Below are 20,250 nucleotides of genomic sequence, written 5' to 3'. Positions count from 1 at the left end.
TGCAGGGAAGGGCGGCCGGCCAGTCACGGGCTCCAGGGGAGCCGCCTCACTGCCGTGCGGTAAGATCTCGCCGCTCCCTGACCGCGAACGGGCTTTGCCCCGCGGGCGGCGGCACGCGGAAGCCCGGCGGAGCTCGCCCCCCACGCAGCCCGTCCACATGAAAAGAGTCGCAATCCTCCAGTCGAACTACATCCCTTGGAAGGGCTACTTCGACATGATCGCCGCGGTCGACGAGTTCATCCTGTACGACGACATGCAGTACACGCGGCGCGACTGGCGCAACCGCAACCAGGTCAAGACGCCGCAGGGCGTGCAGTGGCTCACGGTGCCGGTGGAGGTCAAGGGCAAGTACCACCAGACGATCCGGGAGACCCGCATCGTCGGCACCGACTGGGCCCTCGATCACTGGAAGACGCTCAGCCAGAACTACCGCCGAAGCGCGCACTTCGACGAGATCGCGCGCTGGCTCGAGCCGCTGTACCTGGAGTGCGAAGAGCAGGGGCTGTCCCAGCTGAACCGGCGGTTCATCGAGGCCATCTGCGGCTACCTGGGAATCCGCACGCGCATCACCAATTCCTGGGACTACACCCTGGCCGATGGCAAGACGGAACGGCTGGCGAGCCTGTGCCAGCAGGCCGGTGCGACCGAATACGTGTCCGGCCCCGCGGCCCGCGACTACGTGGACCCGTCCGTGTTCGAGCGCGCGAACATCGAACTGACCTGGTTCGACTATGCGGGCTATCCGGAATACCCGCAGCTGTGGGGCCCGTTCACGCACTACGTGACCATCCTCGACCTGCTGTTCAACTGCGGTCCCTCCGCATCGCACTCCATGAGGTACGTGCCGCGATGAAGCTCTCCGTCGTCGCCACCCTCTACCAGTCGGCGCCCTACCTGCAGGAGTTCCACCGCCGCGTCACGGAGGTCGCGCGCGCGTTCGCCGGCGACAGCTACGAGATCATCCTCGTCAACGACGGCTCGCCCGACGACAGCCTGCAGCGCGCCCTGGAACTGATCGCCAGCGACACTCACCTGGTGCTGGTGGACCTGTCGCGCAACTTCGGTCATCACAAGGCCATGATGACCGGGCTGGCGGCCTCCAGCGGCGACGAGGTCTTCCTGATCGACAGCGACCTCGAGGAGGAACCCGAGTGGCTGCCCGAGTTCGAGCGGCAGTTGCGGGAGGAGCGCGCCGACGTGGTGTACGGCGTGCAGGCGCAGCGCCGGGGAGGATGGCTGGAACGCGTGAGCGGCCGCCTGTTCTACCGCCTGTTCCGGCTGCTCACGGGCATCGCGCAGCCGGACGACATCGTCACGGCGCGGCTGATGACGCGCCGCTATGTCGACGCGCTGCTGATGCACCAGGAACGCGAGCTGAACATCGGCGGGCTGTGGGTGGAGACCGGTTTCCGCCAGTCGCGCCAGGTCGTGCGCAAGCACGCGACCAGTCCGACGACCTACACGTTCGCCAAGAAGTTCGGGCACCTGGTCACGGCCGTGACCTCGTTCAGCAGCCTGCCCCTGGTCTTCACCTTCTATTCCGGCCTCATCATTTCATTGACGGCGGCGGCGTACATCGTCCTGCTGGTGCTGCGGTACTTCTTCATCGCGATGCCGCCCGATGGCTACACCTCCATCGTTGCGTCCATCTGGCTGTTCTCGGGCCTGATCATTCTGTTCCTGGGCGTCCAGGGCATCTACATCTCCAAGATCTTCACCGAAGTGAAGCAGCGTCCCTACACGATCGTCCGGCAGATCTATCGCGGCTCGGACGCGGGAGGCTCGGCATGAGCGCGGCATCGGTCCCGGCCTCCAGCTACGGCATCCTGCGGCGGGACGTCGCCGCGTCCGCGGCCGACGAAGCGGCCGAGCAGGTGCGGCGGCTCGGATACGCCCGGTTCGACCCGGGCTACACGGCGGAGGAACTGGCGGCGATCTCGGCGGCCTTCGATGCCGCGCGCCGGGGCTACGTCGAACGGTGGACCGAGGAGCGGCTGCGCCCGCTGGACGAACTCAACACCCTGCGCGCGCTGTGCACGCACGGCGGTCCGCTCTTCGTGCAACTGGCGTCCCACCCGATGCTGCTGGCGGTGCTGGAGCGGCTCATCGCCGGGCGGTTCGTGCTGAACCAGCAGAACGGCATCATCAATCCGCCGGCGCAGGACTACAACCAGGGGGCCTGGCACCGGGACCTGCCGTACCAGCACTTCGTCTCCAGCAGCCCCCTGGCCATCAACGCCCTGTTCTGCGTCGACGATTTCACCAGCGACAACGGCGCCACGTTCGTCCTGCCGGCCTCGCACCAGGCGGCGGCCTTCCCTTCGGAGGGTTTTGTCCAAAGCAGCGCCGTGCAGGTCGAGGCCCGTGCGGGGGAATTCATCCTGCTGGACTGCATGACCTTCCATGCGGGCGGCTTCAACCGGACCGACCGGCCCCGCCGCGCGGTCAACCACGTGTACACGATCCCGTTCTTCAAGCAGCAGATCAAGCTGCCCGGGATCCTCGACGAGCAGCAGCTGTCGCCCGAGCAGAAGAGCCTGTTCGGGTTCGATTACCAGGAGCCGGCCTCCATCGGTGCCTACCTGGAGTCGCGCGTCCGATGAATGCGCTGCCACCCGGCACCGTGCTGCAGCTGATGTACCTGCAAGAGCGCTTGCAGCGGATGCGGCCGGGCCGGTTCATCGAGGTCGGCCCGGGCCAGGGCGAGGTCACCCGCCTGCTGCTGGACCTGGGCTGGTCCGGCGAGTCCCTGGACCTCGAGCCGCTCACGATCGCCGCCTTGCAGGAGCGGTTCGCGCCGGAAATAGCGGCCGGCCGGTATCGCGCCGCCTGCGAGGACGTGCTGGCGCTTCCCGAGGACGCACGCCACGCGGACCTGGTCATCTCGTGCATGGTCATGGAGCACATGGACGACGCGGCCGAGCCGCGCTTCATGCGCAAGGCCGCCAGCCTGCTGGCTCCGGGAGGCCGGATGATCGGCCTGGTGCCCGCGTCCCCGGCGCACTGGGGAATCGAGGACGACATCGCGGGCCACTGCAGGCGCTACACGCGCGAGGCCCTGCAGCGGCTGGCCGAGGCAACCGGCTGGCAGGTCGAGCATCTGTCCGGACTCACCTATCCCATGTCGAACCTGCTGCTGCCGGTGTCCAACCGCCTCGTTCGCCGCAGCGAGGATGACAAGCTGCAGCTGTCCGCGCTGGAGAGGACCCGGCTGTCGGGCCGGCGCAGCGTGAAGTACAAGACCTACCTGCCTTCCTTCCTGGGCGTGATCTCGAACCGCTACACCCTGGCTCCGCTGCACTGGCTGCAGAAGGCGTGCGGCGCCGCGCGCTCGGCCCTGGTCCTGTATTTCGAGGCGAGTCCGGGCCGGAGGACCCCTTCATGAGCAGCGGACCGAAGGACCTGATCGGCCAGGTGGCCGACTACTACCAGGACAAGCTGGCGCAGCACGGCGAGACCGCCCAGGGCGTGGACTGGAACGGCGAGGCGAGCCAGGTCCTGCGCTTCGAGCAGTTGTCGCGGGTGATCGACGCGGGCGAGGGTTTCTCGGTGAACGACCTGGGATGCGGCTGGGGCGCCTACTTCGCGTATCTCGCCGAACGCCACGCCGACTTCCGCTACGTGGGCATCGACGTGGCCGAAGCGATGGTGCAGGCGGCCACGCGCCGCTTCGCCGGCGATGCCCGGGCCCGTTTCGTGCACGGCAGCGTGCCGCCGGAGCCGGCGGACTATACGGTCGCCAGCGGCATCTTCAATGTCCGCCTGGACCGTCCGGACGACCAGTGGCGCGCGTACCTGCACGACACCCTCGACGTGCTCGACCGGAGCAGCCGCCGCGGATTCGCGTTCAACTGCCTGACCTCCTACTCCGATGCCGACAAGATGCGCGCGCACCTCTACTACGCCGATCCCTGCGCGCTGTTCGACCTGTGCAAGCGCCGTTACTCGCGCCAGGTGGCCCTGTTGCATGATTACGGTCTCTACGAGTTCACCATCCTGGTGAGGAAGCAGCCGTGAGCAAGCCCCTCGTGATCTTCGGCACCGGCGACATCGCCGAACTGGCCCACTTCTATTTCACCCGCGCCCAGCGGACGGTCGCCGCCTTCACCGTCGACGGCGCCTACGTGAAGGAGCCGTCGTTCCGCGGTCTCCCGGTCGTTCCGTTCGAGGAGGTGCAGGCCGCCCATCCGCCGGCCGCGTTCGACCTGTTCGTGGCGGTCAGCTATGCCAAGCTGAATGCCGTGCGCAAGGAGAAGTACCTGGCCGCGCTCGCCATGGGGTACCAGCTGGCCAGCTACGTCAGCGACAAGGCCACCGTCCTCAACGAAGGCCGCATCGGCGCGAACTGCTTCATCCTCGAGGACAACACCATCCAGCCGTTCGCCACCATCGGCAACAATGTGACGCTCTGGAGCGGCAACCACATCGGCCACCACTCCACCATCGCCGACCACTGCTTCCTGGCATCGCACGTGGTGGTCTCCGGCGGCGTGGAGATTGGCGAGCAATGCTTCGTCGGCGTCAACGTGACCCTGCGCGACCACGTGCGCATCGGCGCACGCTGCGTGCTCGGCGCGGGCGCACTGCTGCTGCAGGACGCCGAACCCGAGGGCGTCTACATGGGCACGGGCACCGAGCGGTCGCGCGTCCCCAGTTCGAGGCTGCGCGGAATTTGAAGCCCCGCTGGACGAAACTGGGGCGCGTCTACGCGCCGCCCGAGCATGGCCGGCATCCCAAGCTCGCCACGCATGCGGCCAACCCCCTGCCAGTGCACCTGGAAGGCGATGTCTACCGCGTGTTCTACAGCGGGCGCGATGCGCAGAAGCGGTCCTCTATCGGGGCCGTGGACATCGACATCGTCCGTCGCAGCGTGGTCCGCGACCACCACGAGCCGGTCTTCCTGCACGGGCCGCCCGGGTCCTTCTTCGCCGACGGCGTGAGCATCGGCAACTGCTATCGCGTCGGCTCGCGCCGCTACATGCTGTTCATGGGCTGGCAGGCGCCCGCCGGCGGCCAGTGGCGGGGGGACATCGGCGGACTGGAAGTGCTGCCGGACCTGGGCTTGGTGCTGGCCGGCGATGCCCCCTGGCTTGGCGCCGACGGCACCGATCCGATCAGCCTGTCCTATCCCTGGGTGAGCGAGCGGCCGGGTGGCGGCTATGACATGTGGTACGGCTCCACGCGCAGCTGGGATGCCGGCAACGGCGAGATGCTGCACGTCCTGAACCACGCCACGTCCGACGACGGACGCGCGTGGATGCGGCACGGGCTCGCGGTGCCATACGAGATCGGCCGCGCCCAGGCGTTCTCGCGGCCGACGGTCGCGCGCGCGGACGATGGCCGTGCGCTCATGTGGTTCTCCTACCGTGGTGGCAAGGGCGAGACGTACCGCATCGGGCATGCCGTGGACGACGGCGCCGGCTGGCGCCTGGCCCTGGAGGACGCGGGCATCGACGTCTCCCCGGACGGCTGGGACGCCGAGATGATCGAGTACCCCTTCGTGTTCGACCACGGCGGCGAGCGTTACATGCTTTACAACGGCAACGGCTATGGGCGAAGCGGATTCGGCCTGGCGGTCCTCGAGCATGCGTGAGGGCACGACACCGGCCGGGCGCCGTGGGGAGCTGTTGCGGTTCATCGTCGTCGGGGTGGCCAGCAACGCGGTGGGATATGGTGTCTACCTGCTGATCACCTGGCTGGGCGTGCCGCCGAAGGCCGCGATGTCGCTGATGTACGCCATCGGCGTGGGCACGGGGTTCGTGGGCAACTGGCGGTACACGTTCGCGAGCCGCACCGGCTTCCGGCACGCCGCGCCGCGCTACCTGGCCGCCCACCTGCTCGGCTACCTCGTCAACCTCGGGATCCACTTCCTGGGCGATCGGCTCGGCCTGCCGCACCAGCTTTCGCAGGCGGTGGGCATCTGCGTGGTCGCCGTGCTGCTGTTCGTGCTGTTCCGGCAGTTCGTCTTCACCGGGCCGCCGAGCCCGGCCTACCGCTGAAAAACCGATGCGCATCTGTGTCGACTGTCATGCGCGCTACGCGACTTCGCTGGAGCGCTGCCCGGACTGCGGGTTCGCGCCGCCGCGGATCGAAAGGTTCCTGGCGTTCGCCCCCGAACTCGCGCATGCCGGCGGCGGCTTCGACGCCAGCTTCTTCCCGGTGCTGGCCGGGCTGGAGGAAGGCAACTTCTGGTTCCGGGCGCGCAACCAGCTGATCCTGTCGGCTTTGAGGACCGCATGCGGCGATCGCATGGCTTCGTACCTCGAGCTCGGTTGCGGCACCGGCTTCGTCCTGGAGGCCATCCACCGCCAGTTCCCGCAGGCCGCGTTGACCGCCAGCGAGGTGTTCATCACCGGCCTGGCGTGCGCGGCGCGCCGCGTCCCGGCGGCGACGTTGGTGCAGATGGATGCCCGCAACATCCCGTTCGAAGAGGAATTCGACGCGGTCGGAGCGTTCGACGTGGTGGAGCACATCGCCGAGGACGCGATCGTCCTGCGACAGGCCTGGCAGGCGCTGAAGCCCGGCGGCTCGCTGGTGCTGACGGTGCCGCAGCACCCGTGGCTGTGGAGCGCCGCCGACACCTACGCCTCGCACGTGCGCCGCTACACGGCCGCCGGGCTGCATGCAGTGGTGCGCGGCGCCGGTTTCGAGATCCTGCGCTCGACCTCCTTCACGACCTTGCTCCTGCCGGCGATGGTCGCCTCGCGCTGGCGGTGGCGTGCCGGCACGACCTACGACCCGATGGCTGAATTCCGGATCTCTCCCGCCCTGAACCGCGCGCTGGAGCGCGTGCTCGACCTGGAGCGCAAGGCCATCGAGGCCGGCCTCAACTTGCCCGTGGGCGGTTCGCGTCTGCTGGTGGCGCGGAAACCGGCGACCGGGGAGGGCGAGCGTGCAGCGCACTGAGGAAGAGCGGATCCGTACCGCGCGCTGGCCCGGCCTGTCGGCGTGGCTGCTGCCGGCCGCGGTCTGGCTGCTGGTCGTGGCGTGGCGCCCCGCCGTGCTGGGCTTCTACCACGACGACTGGGCCACCTTGCGGCCGATGTCGGCCGACCTGGTCGCGAAGTTCATGACCGAGCAGGCCTCCCGGCCCGTCTACGGCCTGATCATGTCGGCCGCGCGCATGGCCCTGCCGGCCGAACCGCTGGCCTACCAGGTCCTGCTGGCGCTGCTGATCGCCGCATCCGCGCTGTCCATGGGGCTCCTCGGCCGCCGCATCGCGGTGCTCGCCGGCGCGGCGCCGGGTCCCGCGCGCTGGGCTGGTGCCGTCGTGGCGGCCACGTGGATCGCACTGCCCTGGACCATGGGCGTATCGGTCTGGCCCACTCCCTTTCCCGCGCAGGTGAGCGTCGTGGCGTTCTGCGCCATCGCGCTGGCGGTCCTGAGCGACGTGCCGCTGCGAAGCAAGCTGCTCACGGCGCTGCCGATCTTCCTGGGAGCCTCCCTGATCTCGGAGCTGTTCTGGCTCAGCTTCCTGCCGGTGTTGCTCATCCTGCTGGCGACCGGTTCCCGCTGGATCGACCGCGACAGGATCCGGCAGGCCGTGGTCCTGGGCATCGGCTTCGTCGCCGTGCAGGGGCTGCTCGTGCTGCAGAACCGTCTCTGGGTGCTGCTGGGCATCGGCATCAACCGCTCCTTCAACGCGGCGTGGCCCGACACGGCGTGGCTCAGCCTGTCGCTGGTGCCTTCGGAGTTCGCGAAGGCCGTGCTCTTCCCCGGGGCCGCATGGGCGCTGCTGGCGGGCATGCTGGGCGTGGCCGTGGTCGGTGCGGCGCTGGCCGGGCGCCTGCGATTCGTCGCGGTCACGCTGCTGGCGATGGCGGCCGGGATGCTGCTGTCCCTGCTGCTGTTCGCGCTGGCCGGCTACCGGGTCGAATCGCTCGGCGTCTTTTCCCGGACCACGACGGTCATCAGCGTCTGGCTGTGCCTCCTGCCCGCGCTGGTGGTGGCCGGGGCTGCCGGCCGCCTCGCCGCGCTGCGCGGCGCCAGCGTGCTCCTGATGCTGCCGCTCGTGGCGCTGCTGGCGGTGTCGACGGTGCGGAACACCGAAGCCTGGATCACAAGCTGGCGCTTCGAGCAGGCGCTCCTGGACAGCCTGCCGGTCGAACGACTGCGGCAGGCCAAGCCGGGCGCGTTCCTGCTGATCGATGCCCAGAAGCCGGAAGGCGCGGTCGAGGGCCTCGAAGCTTTCTGGGACACGTCCGGTGCGGTCTACCTCCGCCATCCCGAGTTGCGCGGCGTCTTCACGCCGCTGGCGTACCGCTACATGGCGACGGCGGCGGACGTGGGCAAGAAGCTGACGACCTGGACCGGGACGGAAGTGGTGCAGGCCTGGTGCCACTCGCCGGGCACGCCTCTGTGGTCGCTGCCTGCCAGCGCCGAAGTCTACGTATGGAGCTATCCTGCCCGTCAGCTGGTGCGCCTGGACGCGCCGGCGACCCTGGGATGCAAGCCGGCAGCGAAATGAGGACGATGATGGAAAGAAAGATTCCGTTCAACCAGCCGTACATGACCGGCAAGGAGCTGTTCTACATCTCCCGGGCCCACTTCAACGGGACGCTGGCAGGCGACGGTCCCTTCACCAAGCAGTGTCACGCCTGGCTGGAGCGCAAGACCGGCAGCGCCAAGGCCCTGCTCACGCATTCCTGCACGGCGGCGCTGGAGATGGCCGCGCTGCTGCTGGACATCCAGCCGGGCGATGAAGTGATCATGCCCTCGTACACCTTCGTCTCGACGGCGAATGCCTTCGTGCTGCGGGGCGGCGTGCCGGTGTTCGTGGACATCCGCGAGGACACCCTCAACCTGGACGAGCGCAGGATCGAGCAGGCTATCACGCCGCGGACGCGGGCCATCGTTCCGGTGCACTACGCCGGCGTGGCCTGCGAGATGGACACGATCATGGGATTGGCGAAGACGCACCGTCTCAGCGTGGTGGAAGACGCGGCCCAGGGCGTCATGTCGACATACAAGGGACGCCCGCTCGGCGGCATCGGCCACCTGGGCGCCTACAGCTTTCACGAAACCAAGAACGTCATTTCCGGCGAAGGCGGCGCCTTGCTGGTGAACGACGCCGCAAAGGCGCAGCGGGCGGAGATCATCCGCGAGAAGGGCACCGACCGCGGCCGCTTCTTCCGGGGCGAAGTGGACAAGTACACGTGGCAGGAAGCGGGCTCCTCCTTCCTGCCGGGCGAACTGATCGCCGCCTTCCTGTGGGCGCAGCTGGAGGAAGCCGAACGGATCACCGAGCAGCGCCAGGCGGCCTGGCAGCACTACCACGACCTGCTGGCGGACGCCGAGGCGAAGGGCCGGCTGCGGCGGCCGCGGGTGCCGCCGGAATGCACGCACAACGCCCACATGTACTACGTGCTGCTGGCGCCGGGGACCGACCGCCACGGCGTGCTGCAGCGGATGAAGGACGACGGGATCAACGCCGTCTTCCATTACGTCCCGCTGCATTCGTCGCCGGGTGGCCTGCGCTACGGGCGCGCCGCCGGTTCGCTCGAACGGACCGACGACCTGTCGGAGCGCCTGATCCGGCTGCCGCTCTTCCTGGGCATCACGCCGACGGCACAGGCGATGGTGGTCGACAGCCTGCTGCAGGCCATCGCCAGGGAATCCGGGCGAAGCTGAAGGCGGGCGGGCGGAATCAGGCCGCCAGCGCTTCCTCCGCCTGCATGCCCGGCGCCATCTCGCCCCCCAGCGCCTCGAGCAGCTCGGGAATCAGCTGCGACAGTTCGCCCGTCAGGATCGCGGCATTGGCGTCGAAGTTGTCGTCGTTCTTGCCCTTCGCGTCCTCGGATTCCTTCAGCACCACGTCCAGCATCTTCAGCTTGCGGATCTGGCCGGCTTCGCTCAGCACGAAGGACACGCGGTCGTTCCAGGTCATGGCCAGCTGCGTGGGCACCTTGCCGGCCGCGATGTGCTGCGCGATCTCGTCGATGTCCAGCGTGTGGCGCGCGTAGCGCACCGACGACTTCTGCTCGTCGGCCGTCTTCAGCTCGCAGTCGCGGTCCACCGTGAAGTGCCACGGCGACTCGCGGGTGGCCAGCCAGTGCGCCATCGATGCGGCCGGCGAGGTCTGCGTGTGCACCAGCTGCAGGTCGAGCGACGGCGAGCCGCCGGGGACTTCCAGCAGCGCGGCCAGCAGCGAGGACACGATGCGGTCGGCCGCGCCGAGGCTGGCGGCGTCCACCACCAGCATGCGGCTCTTCGGGTCGAGCCAGAGCAGGGTGGTGGTGCGCTTGCTGAAGGCGCGCGGCAGCAGGTCCAGCAGCACTTCCTCCTTGAATTCCCTCTTCAGCTTGGAGGGCACGCGTTCGTTGCCGGTTTCCTGCTGGTAACGCTCGATCTTCTCGTCGACCGCCGCCTTCACGGCGGAGGACGGCACCGCGCGCTTTTCGCTGCACAGCTTCAGGATCAGCTGGCCGCCCACGACTTCGGCGAGCACCTTGCTCTTGTTGCCGCGCGGCGGCACCCAGCCGGTGGATTCGGCCTGCGTGGGGCCGCAGGGGACGAAGCGTGCCTTGTGAAGGACGCGCTCGAGGGCGTCGGGGTCGGGCAGGACGAAGTCCTCGGCGATGCGGAAGAAACAGGCGCTCTTGAACATGGGGGTCGGCGATGCTTTCGTCAGGCGGGCAAAAGGCAGGGATTCTAGTCGGCGGGTAGACTGCCGCCGGTGCACATGCGGACGGAAGCGAGGGGAGAACAGGCGGCGGCGCGCGACGGCCTGCCGGTGCCCCAGCGGTACGGGGCGATGGCGGCCATCATCCTGGGCATCGCGCTGTCGGTCCTGGACAGCACCATCCTCAACCTCGCGCTGCCCGACATCACGCGCCACTTCGGCGCGTCGCCGTCCGCGGCGGTGTGGGTGATCAACGCCTACCAGCTCGCCATCCTTTCGCTGCTGCTGCCGTGCGCGCACCTGGGCGAGCGCGTGGGCTACCGGCGCGTGTACATCGTGGGACTGGCCGTGTTCACGCTCGCATCGCTGGCCTGCGTGCTGGCGCCATCGCTGCTGGCGCTCGCGCTCGCGCGCGCGGTGCAGGGCCTGGGCGCCGCGGGGATGATGGCCGTGAACGCCGCACTGGTGCGCTTGACCTATCCGTCGAACGTGCTCGGTCGCGGCATCGCACTGAATTCGGTGGTGGTCGCGACGGCCTCCGTGGCCGGCCCCAGCATCGCGGCCGTGGTGCTGTCCATCGCATCGTGGCCCTGGCTGTTCCTGATCCAGCTGCCGCTGGGCATCGGGGTGCTGGTGCTGGCGCACCGGGCCTTGCCGCACAACACGGCGTCGCCGTCGAACGCGCGACTGGAGTTGGTCGACGTGCTGCTGAACATGGCGATGTTTTCGCTGGTGTTCCTGGCCGCCGATGCCTTCGGGGCGCGCCGCGGCGCGGCGCCCGATGGGCAGCGGATCGCGGTCGCCCTGGGCTTGCTGCTGGCGGGCGTGGCGGTCGGCTGGATCTACCTGCGGCGGCAATGGCGGCAGCCGGCGCCGCTGTTCCCGGTGGACCTGCTGCGCATCCCGATCTTCGCGCTGTCCATGTGCACCTCGGTGACCGCCTTCGCCGCGCAGACGCTGGCCTTCATCGCGCTGCCCTTCCTGCTGCTGGAAGGGCAGGGCCGCGGCCACTTCGAGGCCGGACTGCTGATCACCGCGTGGCCGGCGGCGATCGTGCTGACGGCGCCGTTCGCGGGCCGCATGATCCACCGCGTTCCAGGCGGGCTGCTGGGGGGCATCGGCCTCGCCTTGCTGGCCACGGGGCTCGCGCTGTGCGCCGTGCTGCCCGATGCGCCGGCCGCCTGGCGGATCGCAGCGCCGCTGGCGCTGTGCGGTATCGGGTTCGGCCTGTTCCAGTCGCCCAACAACCACACGATCGTCACCACTGCGCCGCTGCGCCGCGCGGGTGCCGCGAGCGGCATGCTGGGCACCGCGCGGCTGACGGGCCAGTCGCTCGGCGCGGTGCTGCTCGGATTGATCTTCAGCGTGGCCGGGGTGCGCGAAGGTGGACCCGCGATCGCGCTGGGCCTGGCGGCCGCACTGGCGGGCGCATCGGCGGTGTTCAGCCTGCTGCGCCTGCGCGCGTGACGCTCAGCGCCGCTGGTACTGGGTGGCGCCGAACAGGACCTCGCGCGCCTTGTCGTCGGTGATCGGCTTGCGCAGGTCCGCCAGCACCTTCACGCCCCGCTGCACCGCCGGCCGCGCCGCGATGGTGTCGAACCAGCGCTGCAGCTGCGGGTACTCCTCCATCACCACGCCCTGGTTCTGCCAGCTGCGCAGCCAGGGGAAGGTGGCGATGTCCGCGATCGAATACTCGGCGCCGCCCAGCCATTCGCTTTGCGCGAGGCGCTTGTCGATCACGCCATAGAGGCGGCGCGCCTCGTTGGAGTAGCGGTCGATCGCGTAGGGAATCTTTTCGGGCGCGTACATGCGGAAGTGGTGCGCCTGTCCCAGCATCGGGCCGACGCCGCCCATCTGGAACATCAGCCACTGCAGCACTTCGTACTTCGCGCGGTCGCCGGCCGGCAGGAAGCGGCCCGTCTTCGCGGCGAGGTACACAAGGATGGCGCCGGACTCGAACAGCGAGATCGGCGCGCCGTCCGGGCCGTGCGGATCGACCAGCGCGGGGATCTTGTTGTTGGGACTGATCGCCAGGAAGTCGGGCCGGAACTGCTCGCCCGCTCCGATGTTGACGGGGATCGCCTCATACGAAAGGCCACATTCCTCCAGCATCACATGGACTTTGTGCCCATTCGGTGTGGGCCAGGAATACACCTTGATCTTCTCCACGTTGTAACCTCCTGTTTCACTCCATAATGCCGGCACTTTAGGCCAATCCGACCGCGCATGTTCGACAGCATCAAGAAGGCCTTTCACCGACGGGCCGCAGCGCACGACGACAACGCGTCATCGCACTCGCGCCACGGGCCGGTGTCCGAATGGGCCGCATCGCGCGGCATGACCTTTTCGGGCGGCACGCTGGGCAGCACGATGGCGATGCAGGGGAAGGTCGGAGGCCGCAACTGGCGCATGGAGCTCGGACGGCCTTCGCGCGATTACGTCGCCGGGGAAGAACTGCGGGCGCGCGCCGAACTGGGCGTGTACGACGACGTCGGCGCGATGATCATCAACCGGCCGCTCAAGGATGCCCTGGAGCGCCGGGCCTACAGCATGATCACGGACACCCTGCAGACCACGGCCGATCCCCGCCTGCCGGAAGAGATGCGCTGGCTGGCCATGTACGACGAGATCGGCTGGGAGGGCCCGCCCGCGGCCTTCTGGGATCGCTACGCCGTGCTGTCGGACAAGCGCGAAAACGCGCTCGCCTGGGTCGACGACGCGCTCGTTTCGCTGCTGATGGACTGGCCCGATCCGCAACCGCTGGCGACCGTGCCCTTCATGGTCGTGCTGCAGCGGAGCAAGTGCTACATGCGCATGCAGTTCATGCCCGCGGGCACCCGCACGCTCGACCACGCCAGCGACGTGTTCGTGGCGGCTTGCGAGAGCGCGCTGGACGCCTTCAGGAAATGAGCGAGCCGCCCATGCGGGCGGCCCCTGCTTCCCCTCACGCGCCGCGCGTGACGGCCGGCTCCGCGTCCTTGCCGTAGGCGCCGTACTTGCCCAGCTCCCACTTGGCGATGGCATTGCGGTGCACCTCGTCCGGGCCGTCGGCGAAGCGCAGGGTGCGCGCGTTGGCATAGGCCTGCGCGAGCGGGAAGGCGCCGGAGACGCCGCCGCCGCCGTGCACCTGCATCGCCCAGTCGATCACCTGGCAGGCCATGCTCGGAGCCACCACCTTGATCATCGCGATCTCGGTCTTGGCGGCCTTGTTGCCGGCCACGTCCATCATCCAGGCGGCCTTGAGCGTGAGCAGGCGCGCCATGTCGATCTTGCAGCGCGCCTCGGCGATGCGCTCCTGCGTCACGGTCTGCTGGGCGACGGTCTTGCCGAAGGCGACGCGCGAGGACGCGCGGCGGCACATCAGTTCCAGGGCGCGCTCGGCCAGGCCGATCAGGCGCATGCAGTGGTGGATGCGGCCCGGGCCGAGGCGGCCCTGCGCAATCTCGAAGCCGCGGCCTTCACCCAGCAGGATGTTGCCGGCCGGCACCTTGACGTTCTCGAAGTACATCTCGGCGTGGCCGTGCGGTGCGTCGTCGTAGCCGAACACGTCCAGCGGCCGCACGATGCGGATGCCGGGCGAGTCCGCCGGGATCACGATCATGCTCTGCTGCGAATGGCGCGGCGCGTCCGGGTCGGTCTTCCCCATCGTGATGTAGACCTTGCAGCGCGGATCGGGCGCGCCGGAGATCCACCACTTGTGGCCGTTGACGATGTAGTGGTCGCCCTGGCGCTCGATGCGCGTCTGGATGTTGGTGGCGTCAGACGATGCGACCTCCGGCTCCGTCATAGCGAAGGCCGAACGGATCTCCCCTTCCAGCAGGGGCTTGAGCCAGCGCGCCTTGATCTCGTCGGAGCCGTAGCGGGCGATCGTTTCCATGTTGCCCGTGTCGGGCGCGGAGCAGTTGAACACCTCGGACGACCATGGCACGCGCCCCATGATCTCGGCCAGCGGCGCGTATTCCAGGTTCGTGAGGCCGGCCCCCTTGTAGCCGGAGGCCTGCGCGGTGTCCACGGGCAGGAACAGGTTCCACAGGCCGGCCGGGCGCGCCTTCTTCTTCAGGTCCTCGATGATGGGGATGGGTGACCAGCGCTTGCCCGCATCGGTGTTCTCCTGCAGCTGCTTCTTGTACGTGCCCTCGTTCGGGTAGATGTGCTCGTCCATGAACTTCTGCAGGCGCGCCTGGAGTTCCTTGGTCTTGGCGGGGTAGTCGAAGTCCATGTGCTATCTCTCCTCGGTGAAACGGGATCAGGCCTTTTGCGCGAAGGACCACGCGAGTTCCGCCATCGGCCGCGCGCCGGCGGCCGAGGCCACGGCCTGCGCGCTCGATGCGGTGCCGGCCTCCACCCGCTTGGCGATGCCCTGCAGGATGGCGGCGATGCGGAACAGGTTGTAGGCCAGGTAGAAATTCCAGTCGGCCTTCAGTTCGTCGACCGTGGCCAGGCCGGTGCGCTCGCAGTAGCGGCGCATGTAATCCTCTTCGGCCGGGATGCCGAGCGCGGCGAGGTCCAGCCCGCCGATGCCGCGGCCCGGGTGCGGGATGTGCCAGGCCATGCAGTGGTAGCTGAAGTCCGCCAGCGGATGGCCCAGCGTGGACAGCTCCCAGTCCAGCACGGCGACGATGCGCGGCTCGGTGGCGTGGAACATCACGTTGTCCAGGCGGTAGTCGCCGTGCACGATCGAGACCTTGGACTCGTCGCGCGCCGCCGGCGGGATGTGCGCCGGCAGCCATTCGACCAGCTTTTCCATGTCCGGGATCGGCTGGCTCATGGGGCCGGCGCCGTCGGCGGAGGCCTTGTACTGCTTGCTCCAGCGGCCGATCTGGCGGTCGAAGTAGTTGCCCGGCTTGCCGTAGCCCGCCAGGCCGCGCTCGGCGAACTTCACGGTGTGCAGTGCCGCGATGACGCGGTTCATTTCGTCGTAGATCTCGCCGCGCTGCGCCGGCGTCATCTCCGGCAGCGCCTGGTCCCACAGCACGCGGCCTTCCATGCACTCCATGATGTAGAAGGCGCGCCCGATCACGGACTCGTCCTCGCACAGGCCGTACATGCGCGGCACCGGCACGCCGGTGCCGTGGAGGCCGCTCATGACGGCGAACTCGCGCTCGATGGCGTGCGCCGAGGGCAGCAGCTTGGCGACGGGCGCGGGCTTGGACCGCATCACGTAGTTGCGCCCGGGCGTGAGCAGCTTGTAGGTGGGATTGGACTGGCCGCCCTTGAACATCTCCACAGTCACCGGGCCGCGGAAGCCTTCGATGTTCTTTTCCAGCCAGGCCGTGAGCGCGGCCACGTCGAAGGCGTGCTGGTCGGACACCGCGCGGGTGCCGACGAAATGCTCATAAGTGTCGGTCATCGCTCGGTGTCCGATTCGATGATGCGCATGAGGGCGTCGCGGTTGCGCACGACCAGCCCGCCCGGCTCGATGCGGATCACTTCCTCGCGCTCCATCTGCTTGAGTTCCTGGTTGACGCGCTGGCGCGAGGCGCCCAGCAGCTGCGCCAGTTCCTCCTGCGCCAGGTGCAGTCCGATGCGCACCTCGCCGCCGTCGGCCAGCGACGGGACGCCGTAGCTGCGCACCAGGTGCGCCAGCTGCTTGGCCAGGCGTGCGCGCAGCGGCAGCGTGTTCAGGTCCTCGACCAGGCCGAACAGCGTGCGGATGCGGCGGGCGTGCAGGCGCAGCAGCGCCTCGTACAGCTCGACGTGCTGGGACAGGATCTTCTGCACGTCGGCGCGCGAGACCATCATCATGGTGGTGTCCCCGTGCGCATAGGCGTCGTGCGTGCGGCGTTCGCCGTCGAACATTGCGACGTCACCGAACCAGATCCCCGGCTCGACGTAGGTCAGCGTGACCTGCTTGCCCGTGATGGAGGTGGAGCTCACCCGCACCGCGCCGCGCGCCACGCCGCTCCATGACTCGGCCGGATCGCCGCGCGCGCAGATCAGCTCGCCGTCCTTGTAGCGTTTGACGTAGGCACATCGGAGGATGTCGTGGCGAAGCGAGGGCGAAAGGGAAGAAAACCAGCGGCCGTTGTTGATCGCTGCGCGTTCTTCAATGGTAAGAATGGGGTCGTCCATGGTCTGTCTTGTGAGCGACTGGCGCTCGGCGCGATTGTCGCGTGCGGGACCCTTCAGGAGTAGCGGGGTTTCTGCTTGGTGAGGAAGGCCTGGATGCCGATGCCGCCGTTGGCATGGTGCAGGTTGCGCACGAAGTGGTCGCTTTCGCTGGCGAGCTGCTGCGTCAGGGTGGCGGTGGCCGCGTCGTTCACCAGTTCCTTGATGCTGGCCAGGGCATTGGGCGCGCGCTCGTTCAGGCGTCCTGCCAGGGCCAGTGCCTCATCCAGCGCGCCGCCGGCGGTCACGACACGGTTGACGATGCCCAGCTGGTGCAGCCGGGCCGGCGCGATGCGTTCGCCGCCCATCAGCAGTTCGCTGACGAGCTGGCGGGGCAGGGCGCGCGCCAGGCTCCAGGTGCCGCCGCCATCGGGCGACAGCGCAACGCTGCTGTAGGCCATCACGAACACCGCATCGTCGGCCGCGACGATGAAGTCGCAGGCCAGTGCCAGCGAGAAGCCGGCGCCGGCGGCGGCGCCTTCCACCGCCGCGATCACCGGCTTGGGAAAGGTGCGGATCGCATCGATCCAGCCATGCAGCCCCTCGATCGACTGCGCCTGGACCTCCCGGGGCCGCTGCCGGTTGTCGAGCAGGCGCTGCAGGTTTCCGCCCGCGCAGAACGTGGTTCCCGCCCCCGTGATCACCACGCTGCCGATCTCGGGATTGCTGTCGGCCGCGTTGAGCGCCTCGACACCGGCCGCGTAGATCTCCGGCCCAAGCGCATTGCGGTGCTCGGGGTTGCTGATGGTCAGCACCATCGTGCGGCCGTGGCTGGCGCTTTGCAGTTCGGCGGCCATGTCAGGCCTCTTCCTGCAGCAGCGACAGGCCGATGGCGCCGCGCCGGCGCAACCAGGGGCTGGGGCGGTAGCGCGGGTCGCCATACACGGTCTGCATGTTGAACAGCACTTCCAGCACGTTGGTGGGCCCCCAGCGGTCGCCCATCGCCAGCGGGCCGATCGGATAGCCCAGGCCCAGCGTGACGGCCGTCTCCAGGTCCTTGGGCGAGCAGATGCGCTGCTGGCAGATGTCGGCGGCGATGTTGACGATGGTGGCCACCACGCGCTGCGTGACGAAGCCGGCCGAGTCGCGGATCACGCTGACCGGCTTGCCGTCGCGCGCGAACAGGGCGTGCGCCGCATCGCGCATGTCGGCGCGCGTGGCGGGATTGGTGGCGAGCACGCGCCGCTTGGTGGCGCTGTCCTCCACCAGCAGGTCGATGCCGATCGTGCGCGCCGGATCGAGCCGTTCGACCACGGCCACCGTGGTGACGTCGAAGCCGAGCGGCGCCACCAGCGTCAGCGCCTGCGCGGAAGGCGACTGGCCGGTCTCCACCTTGGCACCGAGATCCTTGAGCAGCTGGAGCAGCTCGGAACGGCGCGCCGCGCGCGTGGAGACCCACACGGGCGGGAACTCGTCGACCTTCGGGGCAGCGGGTTCGGCCGGCACCTGCGCCTTGCCCTCGACGTAGCGGTAGAAGCCTTCGCCGGTCTTGCGTCCCAGCACGTTGCCGGCGACGCGCTGCGCCGCGATGACGCTGGGGCGGTAGCGCGGCTCGTCGTAGTACTGGCGGAAGATGGACTCCATCACCGGATGCGAGACGTCGAGGCCGGTCAGGTCCATCAGCTCGAACGGCCCCAGCCTGAAGCCCACCTGGTCGCGCAGGATGCGGTCGATGGTGGCGAAATCGGCCACGCCTTCGCCCGCGATGCGCAGCGCCTCGGTGTTGTAGCCGCGGCCGGCGTGGTTGACGATGAAGCCCGGCGTGTCCTGGGCCTGCACCGGCGTGTGGCCCATCTGCCGCGCATAGGCGGTGAGGCCTTCGCACACCGCGGGATCGGTCTTGATCCCGGCGATCACTTCCACCACCTTCATCAGCGGCACCGGATTGAAGAAGTGGTAGCCCGCCACGCGCTGCGGCCGCTGCAGCTTGGCCGCGATGGCGGTGACGGACAGCGAGGAGGTGTTGGAGGCGAGCACGGCATCGGCGCCGACGATGACCTCCAGTTGCGCGAACAGCGACTGCTTCACGTCGAGCCGCTCGACCACCGCCTCGATCACGAGGTCGCAGTCGGCAAGGTCGCCCAGGCTGGCGGCGCTGCGCAGCCGCTCCTTGGCGGCCTGCACGGCGCCGGCGTCCATGCGCCCCTTCTCCTGCAGCCGGTCCCACTGCGCGCCCAGTTCCTGGATGGCGCGCTCGACCGCGGCCGGCTGGGTGTCGTACAGCCGCACGACACTGCCTGCCTGCGCGGCGATCTGCGCGATGCCGCGTCCCATGGCGCCAGATCCGGCGACGCCGACCGTCTTGAAACGTGTCTCCATCGGGCCATTATCGGGGCCCGGCGGGACTCACACTCCGCGGCGGGTGTAGTGGGTCGCCAGGGCGCTGGCGGCCATGGCGGCCAGCAGGCCGAGGACGCCGGCCCAGGGCAGCGAATCCATGCCGCCGCGCGTGATGAGCCAGCCGCCGCTGGCCGCGCCGATCGCCTGGCCCGCGTACATGGCGGACGAATTGAGCGCCACCGACGCAGCCGCCAGCGGCGGCGCGATGCCCACCAGCCGGGCCTGCTGCGCCGAGTTGGAGGAGAAGCAGCCCAGCGCCCACGGAATGCTCACCAGCGCCGCCAGCCACAGCGTGGTGCCCAGCGGGAACAGCGCGAGGCTGATCGCCATGAGCACGATGCCCACCATCACCGAGCGCGGCGCGCCGACGCGGTCGATGTAGCGCGACATCACCATGTTGCCCACCAGGCCGAAGGCGCCGAACCACATGAAGTACAGGCTGAGCGCACCGGGCGTGATGTCCAGCCTCTGCTTGAAGTAGGGCGCGAAATAGGAGAACTGCACGAACTGGCCCGCGGCGTACAGCACGGTCACGGCCACGGTCGTCATGAGCGCCCGGGACCGGAAGGTTTCCTTCCAGGCTGCCGCCGACAGCGCCGGCGGCTTCACGCCATCGGGCATGGAGCGCCAAACCCAGGCCGCGGCGACGACGCTGAGCAGGGCCACCACGCCGAACGCGCTGCGCCAGCCCAGCGTGCCGCCGACGAACGCGGCGATCGGCATGCCCAGCACCGAGGCCACGGACCAGCCGAGGAAGATGAAGGTGATCGCGCGTCCGCGCTGTTCGGGCGGCACCAGCAGGCCCACGCAGGCCGCGGCCTGCGGCGTGAAGATGGCGGGAGCCAGCAGGGCCAGCACCCGCAGCGGCAGCAGGAGCGCGAAGCCGGGCGCGAGGGCGCAGGCCAGGTGCAGCAGCGCGTACCAGAGCATGGACAGGGCCAGCAGGCGCCGGCGGTCCCATCCCGCCACCAGGGCGGCGCACAGGGGCGCGCCCAGGGCCATCAGCACGGCGCCGGCCGTGATCAGCTGGCCGGCGGTGGCCACCGAAATCGCCAGCGAACTGCTGATGTCGTTGAGGGTCCCCGGCACCGTCATCACGCCGGTGCCGATCACGAAGTTGCCGAACAGCAGCGGCCACAGCACGGACGGCATGGCCGGACGGTCCGTGGCGGCGAGGGCGG

The 20,250-nt window shown here is 69.0% G+C and carries 21 protein-coding genes; 13 read left to right on the top strand and 8 right to left on the bottom strand.

Annotated elements, in window-relative coordinates; translation table 11 throughout:
• Positions 1 to 157 precede the first annotated feature (157 nt).
• From AC1DSA_RS08030 to rffA, 11 genes are read left to right on the top strand one after another with little or no spacing between them, the layout of a single operon-like run.
• Positions 158 to 853 (top strand): WbqC family protein, encoded by a 696-nt coding sequence (locus AC1DSA_RS08030; protein WP_477887830.1) that lies wholly within the window; start codon positions 158 to 160, stop codon positions 851 to 853.
• The gene (locus tag AC1DSA_RS08025) at positions 850 to 1,791 is read left to right on the top strand and encodes a glycosyltransferase family 2 protein (protein ID WP_477887828.1); all 942 of its coding nucleotides are present in this window, start codon (positions 850 to 852) and stop codon (positions 1,789 to 1,791) included. Before AC1DSA_RS08030 ends, AC1DSA_RS08025 begins: the two co-directional genes overlap by 4 nt.
• The gene (locus AC1DSA_RS08020; RefSeq protein ID WP_477887826.1) at positions 1,788 to 2,603 is read left to right on the top strand and encodes a phytanoyl-CoA dioxygenase family protein; all 816 of its coding nucleotides are present in this window, start codon (positions 1,788 to 1,790) and stop codon (positions 2,601 to 2,603) included. Before AC1DSA_RS08025 ends, AC1DSA_RS08020 begins: the two co-directional genes overlap by 4 nt.
• Positions 2,600 to 3,385: a class I SAM-dependent methyltransferase gene (locus tag AC1DSA_RS08015; RefSeq protein ID WP_477887824.1), complete on the top strand. Its 786-nt coding sequence runs from the start codon at positions 2,600 to 2,602 to the stop codon at positions 3,383 to 3,385. Before AC1DSA_RS08020 ends, AC1DSA_RS08015 begins: the two co-directional genes overlap by 4 nt.
• Positions 3,382 to 4,017, top strand: coding sequence for a class I SAM-dependent methyltransferase (locus AC1DSA_RS08010; RefSeq protein WP_477887822.1), 636 nt, complete (start codon positions 3,382 to 3,384; stop codon positions 4,015 to 4,017). The genes AC1DSA_RS08015 and AC1DSA_RS08010 overlap by 4 nt, the downstream gene beginning before the upstream one ends.
• Complete coding sequence (locus AC1DSA_RS08005) at positions 4,014 to 4,676, top strand: acetyltransferase (RefSeq protein ID WP_477887820.1); 663 nt, start codon at positions 4,014 to 4,016, stop codon at positions 4,674 to 4,676. Before AC1DSA_RS08010 ends, AC1DSA_RS08005 begins: the two co-directional genes overlap by 4 nt.
• Positions 4,673 to 5,593: a glycoside hydrolase family protein gene (locus tag AC1DSA_RS08000; protein ID WP_477887819.1), complete on the top strand. Its 921-nt coding sequence runs from the start codon at positions 4,673 to 4,675 to the stop codon at positions 5,591 to 5,593. The genes AC1DSA_RS08005 and AC1DSA_RS08000 overlap by 4 nt, the downstream gene beginning before the upstream one ends.
• 34 nt (positions 5,594 to 5,627) lie before the next feature.
• The gene (locus tag AC1DSA_RS07995) at positions 5,628 to 5,999 is read left to right on the top strand and encodes a GtrA family protein (RefSeq protein WP_477887817.1); all 372 of its coding nucleotides are present in this window, start codon (positions 5,628 to 5,630) and stop codon (positions 5,997 to 5,999) included.
• A 7-nt stretch (positions 6,000 to 6,006) separates the two neighbouring features.
• A complete protein-coding gene (locus AC1DSA_RS07990; protein ID WP_477887815.1) occupies positions 6,007 to 6,906 on the top strand; it encodes a methyltransferase domain-containing protein in 900 nt (299 codons plus the stop codon).
• Entirely contained in the window at positions 6,893 to 8,467 is a 1,575-nt protein-coding gene (locus AC1DSA_RS07985; protein WP_477887813.1) for a hypothetical protein, read from the top strand. The genes AC1DSA_RS07990 and AC1DSA_RS07985 overlap by 14 nt, the downstream gene beginning before the upstream one ends.
• A 5-nt stretch (positions 8,468 to 8,472) precedes the next feature.
• Positions 8,473 to 9,630 carry a dTDP-4-amino-4,6-dideoxygalactose transaminase gene (rffA, locus tag AC1DSA_RS07980; protein ID WP_477887811.1) on the top strand — a complete coding sequence of 386 codons (1,158 nt, stop codon included), beginning with the start codon at positions 8,473 to 8,475 and terminating at the stop codon, positions 9,628 to 9,630.
• Positions 9,631 to 9,646: 16 nt separating this feature from the next.
• Here rffA and AC1DSA_RS07975 read toward each other — a convergent pair whose 3' ends face one another.
• Positions 9,647 to 10,606, bottom strand: coding sequence for a recombination-associated protein RdgC (locus AC1DSA_RS07975; RefSeq protein WP_477887809.1), 960 nt, complete (start codon positions 10,604 to 10,606; stop codon positions 9,647 to 9,649).
• A 75-nt stretch (positions 10,607 to 10,681) separates the two neighbouring features.
• Here AC1DSA_RS07975 and AC1DSA_RS07970 point away from each other — a divergent pair, with 75 nt between their 5' ends.
• A complete protein-coding gene (locus AC1DSA_RS07970) occupies positions 10,682 to 12,088 on the top strand; it encodes an MFS transporter (RefSeq protein WP_477887807.1) in 1,407 nt (468 codons plus the stop codon).
• A gap of 3 nt (positions 12,089 to 12,091) precedes the next feature.
• Here the strand turns inward: AC1DSA_RS07970 and AC1DSA_RS07965 are convergent, their stop codons facing one another.
• Positions 12,092 to 12,790 carry a glutathione binding-like protein gene (locus tag AC1DSA_RS07965; protein WP_477887805.1) on the bottom strand — a complete coding sequence of 233 codons (699 nt, stop codon included), beginning with the start codon at positions 12,788 to 12,790 and terminating at the stop codon, positions 12,092 to 12,094.
• Between the two features lie 57 nt (positions 12,791 to 12,847).
• On the opposite strand from AC1DSA_RS07965, the gene AC1DSA_RS07960 reads away from it, so the two are divergent.
• Entirely contained in the window at positions 12,848 to 13,531 is a 684-nt protein-coding gene (locus tag AC1DSA_RS07960) for a hypothetical protein (protein WP_477887803.1), read from the top strand.
• A 34-nt stretch (positions 13,532 to 13,565) separates the two neighbouring features.
• Here AC1DSA_RS07960 and AC1DSA_RS07955 read toward each other — a convergent pair whose 3' ends face one another.
• From AC1DSA_RS07955 to AC1DSA_RS07930, 6 genes are read right to left on the bottom strand one after another with little or no spacing between them, the layout of a single operon-like run.
• On the bottom strand, positions 13,566 to 14,840 hold the full coding sequence (locus AC1DSA_RS07955; RefSeq protein WP_477887801.1) for an acyl-CoA dehydrogenase family protein: 1,275 nt from the start codon (positions 14,838 to 14,840) through the stop codon (positions 13,566 to 13,568).
• Positions 14,841 to 14,867: 27 nt separating this feature from the next.
• A complete protein-coding gene (locus tag AC1DSA_RS07950; RefSeq protein WP_477887799.1) occupies positions 14,868 to 15,971 on the bottom strand; it encodes a phosphotransferase family protein in 1,104 nt (367 codons plus the stop codon).
• Positions 15,968 to 16,693, bottom strand: a complete 726-nt coding sequence (locus tag AC1DSA_RS07945; RefSeq protein WP_477887797.1) for a Crp/Fnr family transcriptional regulator — start codon at positions 16,691 to 16,693, stop codon at positions 15,968 to 15,970. Before AC1DSA_RS07945 ends, AC1DSA_RS07950 begins: the two co-directional genes overlap by 4 nt.
• Positions 16,694 to 16,746: 53 nt before the next feature.
• A complete protein-coding gene (locus tag AC1DSA_RS07940; protein ID WP_477887795.1) occupies positions 16,747 to 17,526 on the bottom strand; it encodes an oxepin-CoA hydrolase, alternative type in 780 nt (259 codons plus the stop codon).
• Position 17,527: 1 nt separating this feature from the next.
• Complete coding sequence (locus tag AC1DSA_RS07935) at positions 17,528 to 19,048, bottom strand: 3-hydroxyacyl-CoA dehydrogenase (RefSeq protein ID WP_477887793.1); 1,521 nt, start codon at positions 19,046 to 19,048, stop codon at positions 17,528 to 17,530.
• A 27-nt stretch (positions 19,049 to 19,075) separates the two neighbouring features.
• Positions 19,076 to 20,221, bottom strand: a complete 1,146-nt coding sequence (locus AC1DSA_RS07930; protein WP_477888044.1) for an MFS transporter — start codon at positions 20,219 to 20,221, stop codon at positions 19,076 to 19,078.
• Positions 20,222 to 20,250: the final 29 nt, after the last annotated feature.

The sequence above is a fragment of the Ramlibacter sp. P4_H7 genome (genome assembly GCF_056400765.1).
This window is presented reverse-complemented; position numbering and strand designations above follow the sequence as displayed.